The 14,832-nt window shown below is 66.5% G+C and carries 13 protein-coding genes; 6 read left to right on the forward strand and 7 right to left on the reverse strand.

Annotated elements, in window-relative coordinates; all coding sequences use genetic code 11:
- The 3 genes from DIZ22_RS18430 to DIZ22_RS18440 are packed head-to-tail and all read right to left on the reverse strand — an operon-like array spanning position 1 to position 3,061.
- The gene (locus DIZ22_RS18430) at positions 1–1,497 is read right to left on the reverse strand and encodes an AMP-binding protein (RefSeq protein ID WP_048936748.1); all 1,497 of its coding nucleotides are present in this window, start codon (positions 1,495–1,497) and stop codon (positions 1–3) included.
- A gap of 10 nt (positions 1,498–1,507) precedes the next feature.
- Positions 1,508–1,798 carry a hypothetical protein gene (locus tag DIZ22_RS18435; RefSeq protein ID WP_122928510.1) on the reverse strand — a complete coding sequence of 97 codons (291 nt, stop codon included), beginning with the start codon at positions 1,796–1,798 and terminating at the stop codon, positions 1,508–1,510.
- Between the two features lie 36 nt (positions 1,799–1,834).
- Positions 1,835–3,061 (reverse strand): CoA transferase, encoded by a 1,227-nt coding sequence (locus DIZ22_RS18440; protein ID WP_048936859.1) that lies wholly within the window; start codon positions 3,059–3,061, stop codon positions 1,835–1,837.
- A gap of 219 nt (positions 3,062–3,280) precedes the next feature.
- Here DIZ22_RS18440 and DIZ22_RS18445 point away from each other — a divergent pair, with 219 nt between their 5' ends.
- A complete protein-coding gene (locus DIZ22_RS18445) occupies positions 3,281–4,072 on the forward strand; it encodes an SDR family oxidoreductase (protein WP_048936746.1) in 792 nt (263 codons plus the stop codon).
- Between the two features lie 198 nt (positions 4,073–4,270).
- Complete coding sequence (locus tag DIZ22_RS18450; protein ID WP_004209466.1) at positions 4,271–4,573, forward strand: hypothetical protein; 303 nt, start codon at positions 4,271–4,273, stop codon at positions 4,571–4,573.
- A gap of 114 nt (positions 4,574–4,687) precedes the next feature.
- Here DIZ22_RS18450 and DIZ22_RS18455 read toward each other — a convergent pair whose 3' ends face one another.
- Together DIZ22_RS18455 and DIZ22_RS18460 are read right to left on the reverse strand one after the other, a co-directional pair.
- Complete coding sequence (locus DIZ22_RS18455) at positions 4,688–5,152, reverse strand: MarR family transcriptional regulator (protein WP_004209468.1); 465 nt, start codon at positions 5,150–5,152, stop codon at positions 4,688–4,690.
- An 82-nt stretch (positions 5,153–5,234) separates the two neighbouring features.
- Positions 5,235–6,491: an acetyl-CoA C-acetyltransferase gene (locus tag DIZ22_RS18460; protein WP_048936745.1), complete on the reverse strand. Its 1,257-nt coding sequence runs from the start codon at positions 6,489–6,491 to the stop codon at positions 5,235–5,237.
- Between the two features lie 160 nt (positions 6,492–6,651).
- Between DIZ22_RS18460 and DIZ22_RS18465 the strand changes: the two genes are divergently transcribed.
- From DIZ22_RS18465 to DIZ22_RS18480, 4 genes are all read left to right on the forward strand, one after another.
- On the forward strand, positions 6,652–8,316 hold the full coding sequence (locus DIZ22_RS18465; protein ID WP_048936744.1) for an MFS transporter: 1,665 nt from the start codon (positions 6,652–6,654) through the stop codon (positions 8,314–8,316).
- 133 nt (positions 8,317–8,449) lie between these two features.
- Positions 8,450–10,639, forward strand: a complete 2,190-nt coding sequence (locus DIZ22_RS18470; protein WP_048936743.1) for a TonB-dependent receptor — start codon at positions 8,450–8,452, stop codon at positions 10,637–10,639.
- A gap of 26 nt (positions 10,640–10,665) precedes the next feature.
- Positions 10,666–11,703, forward strand: coding sequence for a dihydrodipicolinate reductase (locus DIZ22_RS18475; RefSeq protein WP_048936858.1), 1,038 nt, complete (start codon positions 10,666–10,668; stop codon positions 11,701–11,703).
- A 2-nt stretch (positions 11,704–11,705) separates the two neighbouring features.
- On the forward strand, positions 11,706–12,641 hold the full coding sequence (locus DIZ22_RS18480; RefSeq protein WP_107917525.1) for an SDR family NAD(P)-dependent oxidoreductase: 936 nt from the start codon (positions 11,706–11,708) through the stop codon (positions 12,639–12,641).
- Positions 12,642–12,739: 98 nt separating this feature from the next.
- Here DIZ22_RS18480 and DIZ22_RS18485 read toward each other — a convergent pair whose 3' ends face one another.
- Together DIZ22_RS18485 and DIZ22_RS18490 are read right to left on the reverse strand one after the other, a co-directional pair.
- Complete coding sequence (locus tag DIZ22_RS18485; protein ID WP_048936741.1) at positions 12,740–13,603, reverse strand: SDR family NAD(P)-dependent oxidoreductase; 864 nt, start codon at positions 13,601–13,603, stop codon at positions 12,740–12,742.
- The gene (locus DIZ22_RS18490) at positions 13,600–14,826 is read right to left on the reverse strand and encodes an MFS transporter (protein WP_048936740.1); all 1,227 of its coding nucleotides are present in this window, start codon (positions 14,824–14,826) and stop codon (positions 13,600–13,602) included. Before DIZ22_RS18490 ends, DIZ22_RS18485 begins: the two co-directional genes overlap by 4 nt.
- Between the last annotated feature and the right edge of the window lie 6 nt (positions 14,827–14,832).

A 14,832-nucleotide genomic window follows, 5' to 3' on the forward strand; every position in this document is an offset into this window, starting at 1 on the left:
TCAGGCTGCGAACAGCTTCTTGATTTCCCGGCGGAGGAGCTTGCCCATTTCATTATAGGGCAGGCTCTTAGCAAAGAGCACGCGTTCGGGCACTCGCGAAGAACGCAACCGGGCGCGGATGACCTGCTTCAGTTCCTCGTCGGCCGGCGCCGCATGCCCGTCGCGCACGACCACGATCAGGCCGACCGCCTCGCCCCATTCGGCGGACGGGATGGCGACCGCCGCCGCCTCGGCGATGGCGGGCAGGGCCAGCATCACATCCTCGATCTCGCCGGGCGAGATATTCTCACCGCCGCGCACGATCACATCGTCGGCGCGGCCCGACAGGAAGAGATAGCCTTCGGCATCGATATAGCCGGCGTCGCGGGTGGGAAACCAGCCATCGGCGTCGAGCGCGCTGCGCTCGCGATATTCGCCCGACACCTGGTCGCCGCGAACATAGATTTCGCCCGGCTCGCCGGCGGGCAGGCAACGGCCATCCTCGTCGCGAATCTCGATCTCGACCGTCGGCAGCGGCCGGCCGACCGACGCCAGCCGAGCACGGGCGGCGGGATCGGTCGCGACATGGGCGGCGCGATGCTCGTCCGGCCCCAGCAGGGCGACCGTCGAACTGGTCTCGGTCAGGCCATAGGCATTGGTGAAGCCGGTATCGGGAAACAGGTCGAGCGCGCGCTGGATCAGCTCCAGCGGCATCTTGCCGCCGCCATAGGCGACCGCGCGCAGATTGCTGAGGTCGGGGCGGACACCCTTGTCGACCGTCTCGATGATGCGCGACAACATGGTCGGCACTACAAAGGCATTGCTCGCCCGCTCGCCCGCCGCCAGGTCCAGCCAGGCGGCCGGATCGAAGGCGGGGAGCAGCAGGATGCGGCGCAGCGCATAGATAGAGCTGAGCAGGGCGGCGATGCCGGCGATATGATAGGGCGGCACGCTGACCAGCGCGGCATCCTCTTCCGGCGCGGCGCCGAACTCGACCGTGCCCAATATATAGGAAACCAGATTGGCGTGGCGCAGGATCGCCGCCTTGGGCGCGGCGGTCGTGCCGCTGGTGAACAGCTGGATGGCGACGCCATCGCCCTCGTCCGCGTCGATCGGTGCATCGGCCGCAGCGTCCAGCGCAGCGGTCACGAAATCGGCGCGCGCCAGCACCTTGTTGTCGGCCGAGGAGCAGAGCCGCCCGACCCGTGCGACATCGCCGACGATCAGCGCCGGCGTGATCCGTGCCAGCAGCGCGCCCAGGTCCGCGTCGGCCAGCCGATAGTTGAGCGGCACATAGGGCACGCCGGCAATCGCCGCGCCGAACAGCGCCATCGCCGCCGCCTCGCTGCTCTCGTCCAGCAGCGCGACATGGCTGCAGCCACTGTCCCGGATCAGCGCGGCGGCGCCGCGCGCGCCGGCCAGCAGCCGGGCATAGCTCCAGCGCTGGCCGTCACAGACCAGGCCGATGCGGTCGGGCGCGGCATCGGCCGCCATTTCAAGGAACAGGGCGATGTTCATGGGATGGGCGTCAGTCCGAAGCGGGCAGGGGCTTGGCGTCCTTGGGGCTCAGCGCCACGCCGTCGACCGACAGCGAACCCTTGCCCCGCTTGACGCACAGCAATTCGAAATTGCCGGCCGGATCGACATAGCGCTTGCCCATCAGCGTGCCCGCGCTGAAATCGGTGGCGGGGGTGCCGACCGTCTCCGGCTTGGCCTCGCCCATGGCGCTGCCGCCGCATTCGATCGTGCCGGCACCGCTGCGGATCACCATCACTTCGGTGTCGCACACCGCGCTTTTCAGTTTCGTACCCGGTTTCATATCATTCCTGCCTTCCAGCCCCCCGACGTCGCCCCTTCAGGCGATAGCGCCGCTGGCCTTCCATTGTTCAATCTGGTCCCACTCGACGCCCAGTTCCATCAGCACCAGTTCGGTATGTTCCGATGCCTGGGGCGACCGGCTGGTCTGCACCGGCTGGCCGTCAAACTGCACCGGGCCGCGCACCAGCCGCAGCGGTGCGCCGCCATCGGCGCCTTCGACCTCGATGATCATGTCGTTGGCGATCGCCTGCTCGTCGGTCAGCAGATCCTTGAAGCTCTGGATCGGCGCCCATTGGCCCTTCATCGTCTTCAGATGCTCGCGCCAATAGGCGAAGGGCTTCGCCCCGAAAGCCTTGACCAATATGTCGCTTGCCGCGCCGGCATTCTCGATCAGCGCCAGCACATCCTTGAAACGCGGATCGTCCGCTGCCTCGGGCACACCGACATGGGCGAAGGTGTCGGCGATCAGGCCGGTGGGGCTGACCATGCACAGGTTGATCGTGCCGCCGTCCGAGGTGCGGAAATTGCCCATGAAGGGGTTGCGCAGCGATCCGCCGGAACTCGGCATGCCGTTGCGGGTGAGGATGTCGGTCTCCATTACCTGCGCGATCAGCGCGCCCGACGCCCACCAGGCGCTCGACAGCAGCGAGACGTCCAGCTCGACCGCCTCGCCGGTCCTTTCGCGGTGGAACAGCGCGCCGGAAATGCCGCCGGCAATGAACATGCCGCCGATGGAATCGCCAAAGGCGGGAATGCCCTGGGTCAGCGGGCCGGGCAGTTCCTCGGGCGTCATCGCATGGGCGACGCCGCTGCGCGACCAGAAGCAGGTGCCGTCGAAGCCGCCGACCTCGCGCTCCGGCCCCTTGTTGCCCAGCGCGCTGCCACGGGCATAGATGATGTTCGGATTGACCGCGCGGATATGCTCGACGTCGAACTTGTTCTTCTGCCGCACCTGGGGAAGATAGTTGGTCAGGAATACGTCGGCGCTCTTGGCCAGCTCATAAAGCACGGCCTGGCCTTCCTCCGTCGACAGGTCGATGCCGACACTGCGCTTGCCGCGATTGGGATGCTCGAACAGGGTATGGCGCAGTGGATCGAGCTGCACCCCGCCCATGTTCAGGAACCCGCGCTGCGTGTCACCGCGCACCGGATGTTCAATCTTGATGACGTCCGCGCCCCAGTCGGCCAGGATCGCGCCGGCAGCCGGCACATAGGTGAACTGCGCCACTTCCAGAACGCGCACCCCCTTCATCACCTGGGTCATAAAATCAGCCATCCCCTCATTCGCCGCATGATGCGACCTGTTGGGGAAAGGGTAGAAGCTGCGCCGGTCGCCGCAAGTCCGCCGGGCCTGCTATCGCTATCGCGATGCGCCCCGGCCCCCTAGCGCCGCAGCGATATTGCCGGCGTCGGCCGGGCCATGGCTTGAGCCGCCTTGCCGCTGTGCCATAGCCGGTCCGAAAACAGATGTGGGAGACATGCCATGAAACTCGACTCTTCCCTGTCCGCAGTGGTGACCGGCGGCGCGTCGGGCCTGGGGCTGGCGACGGTGCGGGCGCTGCGCGAAGCCGGCGTGAAGGTCGCGATCTTCGATATCAACGAGGATAGCGGCCAGGCGATCGCGGCGGAGGTCGGCGCGACTTTCTGCAAGGTCGACATCATGTCGGAAGACAGCGTGCTCGCCGGTTTTGAGGCGGCGCGGGCGGCGCAGGGACAGGAACGCATCCTGGTCCATTGCGCGGTCGTGTCGAAGGGCGGCAAGACCGTGTCGAAGGACAAGGAGACCGGCGGCTTCAAGCGCATGTCAACGCAGGATTATGCGATCTCGGCCGAAGGCGTGCTGGTCGCCAGCTATCGCATTGCCTCGATCGCGGCGCTCGGCATGGCGGCGCTCGACCCGCTGGAGGATGGCGAGCGGGGCAGCATCCTGTTAACCTCCAGTGCTGCGGCGCAGGATGGGCAGGTCGGCCAGGTCGCCTATGGCTCGCTCAAGGCCGGGGTGAACGGCATGGTGCTGCCGATGGCGCGCGACCTGATGGAGCTGGGGATTCGCGTCAATGCGATCATGCCGGGTATCTTTGCGACGCCGCCGATGCTGCGCTTCAAGGATATGAACCCGGCCATGTACGAAAGCCTGAACAACAGCGTCCCCTTCCCCAAGCGTCTTGGAAAGCCCGAGGAATTTGCCGGGCTGGCGCTGGAGATCACGCGCAACAGCTACATCAATGCCCAGCTGTTCCGCATCGACGGCGCGATTCGCTTTCCGCCGCGCTGAATCTCCGGCGCTGCGTTCCTTGGGCGAAAAGGCCGCGTTCCATATGGACGCGGCCTTTTGTCTGCCTGTCCAAGCCGCTGTTCGCACATGCAAAAATAAATACTAAGCTAGGTTGACATTATCGCAGACAATAGCTAACCTAGCTTAGTGTTAAGGGGGTATATCTCCCCGACCAGTTTTAGTTGAAGAGGTTGTGCCATGACTCGTTTCGCCAAGATCGCCCTGTCGCTCTCCCTCGCCGCTGCCGCCCTGCCGCAGGTCGCTGCCGCTGGCGAAGCCGTCCAGATCAGCGCGGCCACTGCCGCCGCCGACTACAAGGGCAAGATGCTCTACACCGCCAGCGGCGATCGTCTGGCCGCCATCTATCGCGTCGCTGCGGATGGCAATGCGCAGATCATCCTCAACGGCAAGATGGTGAACGTGCCGGCGTCCAGCCTGACCGCCGCCGACGGCAAGCTGACCACCAGCTTGTCGAAGAAGGATCTGCTGACCGCGCACTAAGAGATCGCCGGGCGCGGCCTCCCCTGCGCCGGCCGATAGCGAATGGGCCGCCCCATCACAGGGCGGCCCTTTTTTATGTCCGGGAAGGGTGGGGCGCCGGGACGGCGGCGGCCTTCAGGGCTTGACGATATTTTCCGAAATCGTGTCGAGCAGGCTGTTGAGGCGCTTCAAATCCTCGGCCGAGAAGCCGGCAAAGGCGACCTCCTCATTCTCCTGCGCGATGCCCGACAGCTGCATGGTGATCGCCTGGCCGCGCTCGGTCAGGAATACGGCATGGGCGCGCCGATCATCATCCTTCTGCCGCCGCTCCAGCAGGCCGTCAGCGCAGAGCCGGTCGATCAGCCGTCCGGCCGATGCCTCGGCCATTTCCAGCAGATTGGCGATATGGCGCTGGGTCGTGCCGGGATAGCGCGCGACCGCCGCGATCACCGTCCATTGCGAGCGGGTGACGCCCAGTCGCACCACGCTCTGGTCGAAATGTGCGCGCAGCTGACGCGCGATGATCGTCAGCTTCATCGTCGCGTTGCGCATCAGCGCCGGCGGGTTGTCGGCGAGTGTCTTGTCCTGCAGGCTTTCCATTGTGCGCGCAGCATAGCGCCATCGCGGCGAAACGAAAGCAGCCTCCTCCTGTTCGGCGCAGCGCGGCGGCCGGACGATCCGATCAGACACGTTCGATGATGATCGCGGGCGCCATGCCCCCAGCCGCGCACATGGTGATCAGGGCATAGCGACCGCCGCTGCGCTCCAGCTCGTCGAGCGCGGTGCCGATCAGCACCGCCCCGGTCGCGCCGATCGGGTGGCCGAGCGCGATCGCGCCGCCATTGGGATTGAGCTTGGCGCGGTCGACGCCCAGATCGCGGATGAATTTCTCCGTCACCACGGCGAAGGCTTCATTGACCTCGAACACGTCGATGTCGGCCACGGTCAGGCCGGCCTTGGCCAGCACCTTGCGCGCGGCCGGGACCGGCGCGTTCAGCATCAGCGTCGGATCGTCACCGACATTGGCGGTCGCGACGATGCGGGCGCGGGGCTTCAGCCCATGGACGTCGGCATAGGCTTTAGAGGCCAGCAGGATCGCGGCCGCGCCATCGACCACGCCGGACGAGGTGCCGGCATGATGCAGCGGCTCGATCGCCAGATCGGGATATTTCTGGTTGATGAGCTGGCGGAAGGTCGGCCCATCCTGGCGCGAGGGCATGTCCATGAACGCGGCGAAGGCGGGTTTCAGCCCGGCAAGCTGCTCGGCGGTGGTGTCGGGGCGGGGATATTCCTCATGGTCCAGCACCACGCTGCCATCCTCGTCATGCACCGGCACGGTCGACCGGGCGAAGCGACCTTCCCTGAGCGCGATGCCGGCGCGGCGCTGGCTTTCGGCGCCAAAGGCATCCAGCTCTTCACGCGTGATCCCTTCCATCGCGGCGATCGCATCGGCGGCGACGCCCTGGTTCGACTGGGGATGCTTGTCCTGCAACCGCATATTGCCGGTGCCAAGGCCGCCAGCGGCCTTCACGCCCGCTTCGCGCAGCGACTGGCCATACCAGGTGACATAGGACATCATCTCGGTCCCGCCGGCGATCACCAGATCCTCCATCCCCGACATGATCTGCGCTGCGGCCAGGTTGGTGGCGGTGAGGCCGCTGCCGCAGAAGCGATCCAGCGTCACCCCCGACGCCTTGACGTCATAGCCCGCATCGAGCGCCGCCATCCGGCCAAGGTCGCCGCCCTGCAGCCCCATCTGCGCGCTGGTGCCCCAGATGATGTCGTCGACATCGGCGGTGTTCAGATTGTTGCGATCCTTCAGCGCCTTCAGCACCGCCACCGCAATATGCTGCGGGTGCATGTGCGACAGCGCGCCCTTGCCCATCTTGCCGATGCTGCGCGGGGTGCGGACGGCATCAATGATATAGGCGTCGGTCAAGCATCTTCTCCCGGTCTCTTTTGCCGCAGGCGCGGCTCTCGCATCCTATCGCATGGAAGCGGGACGGCCCCCAATCGCACAGGCGATTGATCGCGCGCGGATTGGCCTGCGTCGCCCGGCTGGTGCAGGCTGGGCATGCAGATGATGAGGAGAGAGACGAATGGCGCAAGGCGAAGTCGCGCAGGCGACGGGCGGCAGCTTCGCGCCGCTGCGCGAACCGGTGTTCCGCCGCATCTGGACCGCCAGCCTTCTCTCCAATTTCGGCCAACTGATCCTGGGTGTCGGCGCGGCATGGGAAATGACGCGGATGAGCGCATCGCCCAGCATGGTCGCGCTGGTCCAGACTGCGCTGATGCTGCCGCTGATGCTGGTGACATTGCCCGCCGGCGCCTTTGCCGACATGTTCGACCGCCGGCGGATCGCGATGAGCGGTCTGGCCTTTTCCATGGCCTGTGCCGCGCTGCTGACCTTCCTGGCCTGGACCGGGCACAGTTCGCCCTGGATGCTGCTCGCCTTCTGTTCGCTGATCGGGGCAGGCGTCGCGCTCTATTCGCCGGCCTGGCAGGCGTCGATCAGCGAACAGGTCGGGCCGCGCCTGCTGCCGGCCGCCGTCGCGCTCGGCACGATCAGCTATAATGTCGCGCGCAGCTTCGGCCCGGCGCTGGGCGGCATCATCGTGCTGGCGGCCGGCGCCCATGCCGCCTTCGCGATCAACGCCATCTGCTATCTGCCGCTCTTCCTCGCCTTCTTCGTCTGGCAGCGGCGTCATGTTCCTGCGCGCCTGCCGCCCGAGCAATTCCACCGGGCGATGGTGTCGGGCATGCGCTATGCGCTGCACGCTGGGGCGATCCGCACGGTGCTGCTGCGCGCTTTCCTGTTCGGACTGGCCGGCGCGTCGGCGTCCGCGCTCGCGCCATTGGTGGCGAAGGATCTGCTGGGCGGCGATGCCAGCATCTATGGTCTGTTGCTGGGCGCCAGCGGGGTGGGGGCCGTGCTGGGGGCACTGTTGGTCGGGCGATGCCGCGATCGCTTCGGAACGCAGCGGACCACCGCCGTGCTGGCGCTGGTCAGCGGCCTCGCGCTTGCGCTGGTCGGGGTCAGCCGCCATGTGCCGCTCACCTGCCTGGCGTTGCTGGTCGCGGGGGGCGCCAATATCCTGACCATCGCCCTGTTCAATGTTGCGGTGCAGCTGTCGGCGCCGCGCTGGGTGACGGCGCGGGCCTTGTCGCTCTTCTCCTCGGCGCTGACCGGCGGCATCGCGATTGGTGCGCTGCTCTGGGGGCTGGTGGCGCAAAGCTGGTCGGTCGACATCGCCCTCTATGGATCGGGGCTGGCACTGGCCATTCTGCCGCTCGTGGGCTGGCTGCTACCACTGCCCGAAACCAGCGAGGCGGATGTCGAGCCCTTCATCATCGCGGGCGAACCGGAAGTCGGCATGGCGCTCACCCGTCGCTCCGGCCCGGTCATCATCGAGATCGACTATGATGTCGATCCGGACCAGGCGCGCGATTTCTATGCGGCGATGGTGGAGGTGCAGCGCACGCGGATGCGCAATGGCGGCTTCAACTGGTCGATCGCGCGCGACATCGCCAATCCCGCACTGTGGACCGAGCGCTATCAGTGTCCGACCTGGGGCGATTATCTCCATATGCGCGATCGTTTCACCCAGGCCGACAAGCTGGCGCAGCAGGTGGCGCGCGCCTTCGACCGCAAGGCTGGCGAGGTGCGGGTGCGGCGGCGGCTGGAGCGGCCATTCGGATCGGTCCGCTGGCGCGCGGACTCGCCCGATCCGCGACAGGATACGATTGGATATCTTGGCCCCTGAACGCGGCGCGGCAACGCCGAGGCGATGAGTCAGCCGCCAGCCGCTTATCTGCGCGCGAGACCGCGGTTCTCGGCCTTATCATGCCGCCCATAGGGAAGGCCGGACCACCGGCACCGATCATGGGAGGCAAGGGATGATCCATCGGAAGACGCTTATTCGTTCGTCGGGCATTGGCGCGGCCATGCTGCTGGCCACCGTGTCGCACCTGGCCGTCGCGCAGGAGGCGGCGCCGCCGCCGGCCCAGAATGACCAGGATCTGATCATCGTCACCGCCCAGCGCCGTGCCGAATTGTCGCGCGACGTGCCGATCAGCATTACCACCGTCACCCAGGATCAGCTGACCAGCGCCGGCGCCAGCCAACTCACCGACATCGCCACCGTCACCCCGGCGCTGCGCTTCGACAGCGCGGCCGCCTTCGTCCAACCGACCATTCGCGGTGTCGGCACGGCGGTCGCCAGCTCGGGCGGCGGCGCCAATGTCGGTATCTATGTCGACGGCTTCTATTCGCCCAACCCGCTGGCCGCCGATTTCCAGCTGATGAGCCTGAAAAGCGTGCAGGTGCTGAAAGGGCCGCAGGGCACGCTGTTCGGCCGCAACACCACCGGCGGCGCGATCCTGCTGACCACGGCCGATCCCAGCAGCGACGGCGCGGGCGAGTTCAAGGTCAGCTATGGCCGCTTCAACAGTCTGGCGGTGCAGGGCTATGCCACCTTCGGCGTGGTCCAGGATGTGGCGATGGATGTCGAGGCACTGTTCCGGCGCGGCAACGGTTTCGTCCACAATATCACCACCGGCAGCGACCGGGACGGGCGCTACAGCAACTGGTCGGTGCGCACCGGGATCAAGGCGGACCTCAGCGATTCCGTGTCGCTGCTGCTGCGCTATACCCATAGCGACACCGATGATCCGACCCTGCTCAACACCAATATCTATGTCGGCGACGATATTGGCGGCGCGGGCACCAACCTGCCGCCCAGCCTCTACGCCGCCAAACATGATGAAGTGGCGACCGGCGGCCCGACCGAGTTCCTGTCGAACAATGACGTGATCCAGGGCACGCTGAAGGCGGATCTGGGCTTTGCCGACCTTACCTCCTACACCCAGTATCGCGATGAAAATTCGCTGATCGTCGAGGATCTGGACAGCACGGCGGCGAACATCTTCCTGCTGCATATTCCGGTGCGCAGCCAGACCGTATCGCAGGAATTGCTGCTGACCTCGAAGCCGGGTGGGCCGCTGCAATGGACCGCGGGCCTCTTCTACTTCAACAACAAGGACCGATGGGGCACGCGGGTCGGCACGCCGACCGCCGGCGATCCGCTTGCCAGCATTGCGCTGGGCGGTTCGGGCACCAACAGCAAATCCTATGCCGCCTTTGCCGACCTCACATATGCCTTCACGCCCGACCTGTTCCTGACGGTGGGCGGGCGCTACAGCCACGACAGGATCGGCGACGCCTATTACATCATCCCCTTCTCCGGCGTGCGCACCTATGTGCCGGACCTCAAGGGCAACAAGTTCACGCCGCGCGCGGTGCTGCGCTACAAGCCCAGCGAGGAGTCGAGCGTCTACGCATCCTATAGCAAGGGCTATAAGTCGGGCATTCTCGACGTCGGCGGCAATACCGGCAACAAGGTCGCGCCGGAGGATATCGACGCCTTTGAAGCGGGCTTCAAATATGATGACCGGCGCCTGTCGGTCGATCTGTCGGCCTATTATTATGATTACAAGAATCTGCAGGTGTCGCTCTATCGCGGCAACCCGCCCTCGGCCCAGATCATCAACGCCGCCTCGTCGGAAATCTATGGTCTGGAAGGCCAGCTCTCCTACCGGCTGACCGACCGGTTCCAGTTCAATGTCGGCGCCGCCTATACCCATGCGCGCTACACCAATTTCGAGGATGCGCCGATCTATACGCGCTGCACGCTCGCCAGTTGCGCGGCGCAGGGCATCAGCTTCGTCGTCGTGCCGACCCAGCTCAACGACGTGCATATGCAGCGCACGCCCGACTTCACCGGCAATGTCGGGGCGCGCTACACGCTCGATCTGGCGGGCGGGTCGCTCGCCCTGTCGGGCAATCTCTATTACACCTCGAAATTCTATTTCGGCCCGTCCGGCACCCAGTTCGCGCAGAAGGGTTATGAGGTGCTGGCGCTGCGCGCGGAATGGACCGACGCCAGCGACCGCTTCTCGCTGGCCGTCTTCGGCGACAATGTCACCGACAGCCGTTACCGCACCCAGGTGCTCAGCAATAATTTCGGCATCGGCAATGTCTGGAGCGCGCCCGCGACCTGGGGCGTCCAGGCCGGCGTCAAATTCTGATCGGCACGGCAAGGGAGAGGATGGCGATGGGCAAGCACTATCGGGTGATCCAGTGGGCCACCGGCAATATCGGCGGCCGCGCCCTGCGCGCGGTGATCGAGCATCCGGGGCTGGAGCTGGCCGGTCTGTGGGTCAGTTCGGCGGCCAAGGCGGGGCAGGATGCCGGTATGCTCGCCGGCACCGCGCCGCAGGGCATCACTGCCACCAGCGATGTCGACGCGCTGGTCGCCAACCCGGCCGACTGCGTCCTCTATATGCGGCAGGGAACCGACATCGACGAACTGTGCCGGCTGCTGGCATCGGGCAAGAATGTCGTCACCACGCGCGGCGATTTCCATCATCCTGCCTCCATGGACCCGGATGTCTGCGCCCGGATCGAGGCGGCCTGCCAGGCCGGCAACAGCTCGATCTACAGCACCGGCTCCAGCCCCGGCTTCGTGACCGAGGCGCTGACCATTCCCTTGCTCTCGCTCTCGCGCCGGCATGACTGCCTGACGATCGACGAGTTCGCCGACATGGAAAGTCGGGATTCGCCCGATCTGCTGTTCAACATCATGGGCTATGGCGTCGCGCCGACCGCGTTCGACCAGCGCAAGGTCGATTATGTGAAGCATGATTTTGCGGGGTCGCTCGCCCAGTTGGCCGACGCCGCGGGCATTGCGGTCGACCGGTGGGAAGCGTTCGGCGAAATGGCGGCGGCGACCCGCGATGTGACGATTGCGGCCGGCACGATCGCCGCCGGCACCGTCGGCGCCCAGCGCATCACCATATCGGGGATGCAGGGCGACAAGGCCGTGCTGCGCTTCCGCGCCAACTGGTATTGCACCCGCGACATCGACCGCCCCGACTGGGAATTGCGCGAGTCCGGCTGGCGTATCCAGGTGCAGGGCGACACGCCGCTCGACGTCCACATCAGCTTCCCGGTCGCGCCGGAAGATTATGCCGCCTTCACGCCGGGCCTGACCGCCCATCGCGCGGTGAATGCCATTGCGGCCGTGTGCGATGCGCCGCCGGGTATCCGCACCACCGCCGACCTGCCGCAGATCATCGCGCAACTGGGATGAGCATGGACAGGATCGACTTTACCGGCCGCACCATCCTCATCACCGGGGCGGGCGGGGGCCTGGGCCGCGCCTATGCGCTGGACATTGCCGCGCGCGGCGGCGCGGTCATCGTCAATGATCTGGGCGGATCGGTAACGGGGGAGGGGGCATCCTCGACCATGGCCGACGCCGTCGTGGCGGAAATCGTTGCGGCGGGCGGCGTCGCGATCGCCAATGGCGATGATGTGTCGTCGCCCGACGGCGCGCAGGCGATGATCGATCTCGCCATCGCCCGCTTCGGCCGGATTGACGCGGTGATCGCCAATGCCGGCAATATGCGCTTTGCACCGGTCGAGGATCTGATGGCGGCCGATCTCGACGCGCTGCTCGCCGTCCATGTGCGCGGTTCCTTCAATGTCGCGCGTGCCGCCTGGCCGCATATGCGGGCGCAGGGCGGTGGCCGGCTGGTGCTCACCACATCGGGCGGCGGGATGCTGGGCATGGGCCAACTGTCCGCCTATGGCGCGGCCAAGGGCGGCGTCATGGGGCTGATGCACAATCTGGCGGAGGAAGGGCGGCCGCACGGCATCCTCTGCAATGCGGTGATGCCCAATGCCGCCAGCCGCATGTCGGCCGGGATGAGCGAGGGGATGCTGGGCCATAATCCCTGGGGCCGGGCGCTTGGCCCCAGCTTCGATCCACGCTTCACCGCCGGCCTCGTCGCCTGGTTGGCGCATGAGCGCTGCACGTCGACCCACAGCATCTATTCCGCGCTCGGCGGCCGGATCGCGCGGGTGTTCGTCGGCGCGACCAGGGGATGGGACCATGGGCTGGACGCGCCGCCGACCGCCGAGGACGTCGCCGCCCATATCGACATGATCCGCGACGATGGCGCCGGCTATGCCATCCCGGTCGATATTTTCGACGAGTTCCGCATCGTGGCCGAGGGGCGGGGCTAGAGCATTCTGAAGTCGGCTGGAACAGCCGACGACTCGCAGAATGGGGCAAACCAAAGGAAATTAGAGCATCCTCCGATCCAACCTAATCGGAGGATGCTCTAGTAACCCGCCACCATCGCTTCGCTGAACTGCCACAGCTTCAGCGCCTGCGTATCATCCTGCGCGGCCGCCGATGGCGTCAGTTCCGCGCGCTGATGGAAATAGCGGCCGTTGCTGCGCCCCGGCTCCTCGGCACTGGCGAGCCAGACCAATGTGTCGGCGGCCTGCGCCGGCGTGACCGATCGGTCGAGGATCGATTCCATATAGGCCTGCATCGGCGCGTCGCAGTGGCTGGCGAAATTGCTGGCGACGACGCCGGGATGCATGGCGTGAGCGACGATGCCGTCATCGGCGACGCGGCGGGCCAGTTCGCGGGTGAACAGGATATTGGCGAGCTTCGCATGGCAATAGGCCGCGCCGCCGACGAAATTGTCGGCGAAGCTGAGGTCATCCCACTGGATGCCCTGGCTCTGTTCATGCCCAGTCGAGGACACGGCGATCACGCGCACCGCGCCCGGCCCCCGCCTGGTGGCGGTGGCGCGCAGATTGGGCAGCAATTTCTGCGTCAGCAGGAAGGGGGCGAGATGGTTGGAGGCAAAGGTTGCCTCGAACCCTTCGGGCGTGATCGTCCGTTCCGCCACCACGCCGCCGGCATTGTTGAGCAGCGCGTCGATTTCCGGGGCGCTTGCCGCAATCTCCTGCGCGACCCGCGCGGTATCGGCCATGGAGGACAGATCGGCGCGCAGCATCGTGAAATCGCCGTCGGCATCGGCCCTGAGATCGGCCTCCGCCGCGGCACAGCGTGCGGCATCACGCCCCACGCCGATCACCCGCCAGTCCTGTTGCAGCAGGGCGCGGGCGGCTTCCTTGCCGACGCCGGCGCTGGCGCCGGTGACGATCGCGGTGCGTTGGGTGTCGCTCATGCGTAGACGGGCTCCATGGTGGGGGGACGGCGTCCCAGGGTCAGGAACAGGGCGGCACCAGCCAAAGTGATGCAGGCGCTGAGCGCGAGGAACGGCGCATAGCTGCCCCAGATGCTCAGGGTGAGGCTGAGCGTCAGCGAACCCAGCGCCGCCCCGCCCGCGATCGCCGCGCCGACGAAGCCCATGACCAGGCTGAACACGCCCAGGCCAAAACGGCGCGAGACGAGATAGGCGGCAATGTCGCCCTCCGCCCCCTGCGCCAGCCCCATCATCGCGACGGAGAGGGCGAGGACGATGGTCGCATCCAGCGGCGAGGCCATCAGCGCCATGCCGATCGCCGGCATCGCCAGCGCCAGCGCGGCGACATGGTGCGGCGGCATCCGGTCGAGCGACAGGCCGCAGGCGAAGCGGCCGAGCAGCACGCCGATCGCATAGATGGAAATCAGCCAGGTCGCGGTCTGCGACGCGGCGCCGCTGTCCATCAGCACCAGCTTCATCTGGGCCGAGGCGAGGCCCTGCGGGAAATTGACCAGCACCATGCCGACGATCAGCACCCAGAAGGCGGGATTGCGGAAGATGACGCGGCTGCCGACGGGCGCTGGCCCAGCCTGTTCGTCGGCCTCCTCATGGGGATGCACGCCGATATGGGCGGGCGTCAGCAGCACGGCGATCAGCCCGAAGACCAGGGTTACGCCGCCCATCAGCAGATAGCCGTTGCGCCAGCCCTGGCTTTCGATGAAGCCGCCGAGCAGCGGGGCGATCACCGCCCCGACCAGCGGCGGGCCGGTCATCACGATCGAGAAGGCCAGGCCACGTGCCCGCTCGAACCGTTCGGCGACGATGCGGGTATAGACCGGCGATGTGGTCAGCGTGCCCAGGATGATCTGCAGCACGGCGACGGCAAAGAAGGCGCGGATGCTGCCGGGCTGGAAGGCAAAGCCCAGATAAGCGAGTGGCCCGGCCAGCACGCCGACGGCGGATACAGCGCGGACGCCGAAGCGGTCGGTCAGCCGCCCGGTGATCGGCTGCATGATCAGCATCAGCAGGCCGAAACTGCCGAGCAGCGCGAATTGGGATTTCTCCCAGCCAAACTCGCCGATCATCTTCGGCGCGAACAAGCTCATCGTATAGGCGGACAGGCCGATGCCGAAGCCCAGTCCCATCGTCGCGGCGAGCAGGGGCCGCCAATGCGTCCGCAATTCGCCCCAATAGGCCGATCCCATATCCCT

This window comes from Sphingobium sp. LF-16 (assembly GCF_003711185.1).
In the GTDB taxonomy this organism is placed as follows: domain Bacteria; phylum Pseudomonadota; class Alphaproteobacteria; order Sphingomonadales; family Sphingomonadaceae; genus Sphingobium; species Sphingobium yanoikuyae_A.

Coding starts and splice junctions, on each gene's coding strand:
- DIZ22_RS18430 (WP_048936748.1), bottom strand. CDS start 1,497: ATGAACATCGCCCTGTTCCTTGAAATGGCGGCCGATGCCGCGCCCGAC.
- DIZ22_RS18435 (WP_122928510.1), bottom strand. CDS start 1,798: ATGAAACCGGGTACGAAACTGAAAAGCGCGGTGTGCGACACCGAAGTG.
- DIZ22_RS18440 (WP_048936859.1), bottom strand. CDS start 3,061: ATGACCCAGGTGATGAAGGGGGTGCGCGTTCTGGAAGTGGCGCAGTTC.
- DIZ22_RS18445 (WP_048936746.1), top strand. CDS start 3,281: ATGAAACTCGACTCTTCCCTGTCCGCAGTGGTGACCGGCGGCGCGTCG.
- DIZ22_RS18450 (WP_004209466.1), top strand. CDS start 4,271: ATGACTCGTTTCGCCAAGATCGCCCTGTCGCTCTCCCTCGCCGCTGCC.
- DIZ22_RS18455 (WP_004209468.1), bottom strand. CDS start 5,152: ATGGAAAGCCTGCAGGACAAGACACTCGCCGACAACCCGCCGGCGCTG.
- DIZ22_RS18465 (WP_048936744.1), top strand. CDS start 6,652: ATGGCGCAAGGCGAAGTCGCGCAGGCGACGGGCGGCAGCTTCGCGCCG.
- DIZ22_RS18470 (WP_048936743.1), top strand. CDS start 8,450: ATGATCCATCGGAAGACGCTTATTCGTTCGTCGGGCATTGGCGCGGCC.
- DIZ22_RS18475 (WP_048936858.1), top strand. CDS start 10,666: ATGGGCAAGCACTATCGGGTGATCCAGTGGGCCACCGGCAATATCGGC.
- DIZ22_RS18480 (WP_107917525.1), top strand. CDS start 11,706: ATGGACAGGATCGACTTTACCGGCCGCACCATCCTCATCACCGGGGCG.
- DIZ22_RS18485 (WP_048936741.1), bottom strand. CDS start 13,603: ATGAGCGACACCCAACGCACCGCGATCGTCACCGGCGCCAGCGCCGGC.
- DIZ22_RS18490 (WP_048936740.1), bottom strand. CDS start 14,826: ATGGGATCGGCCTATTGGGGCGAATTGCGGACGCATTGGCGGCCCCTG.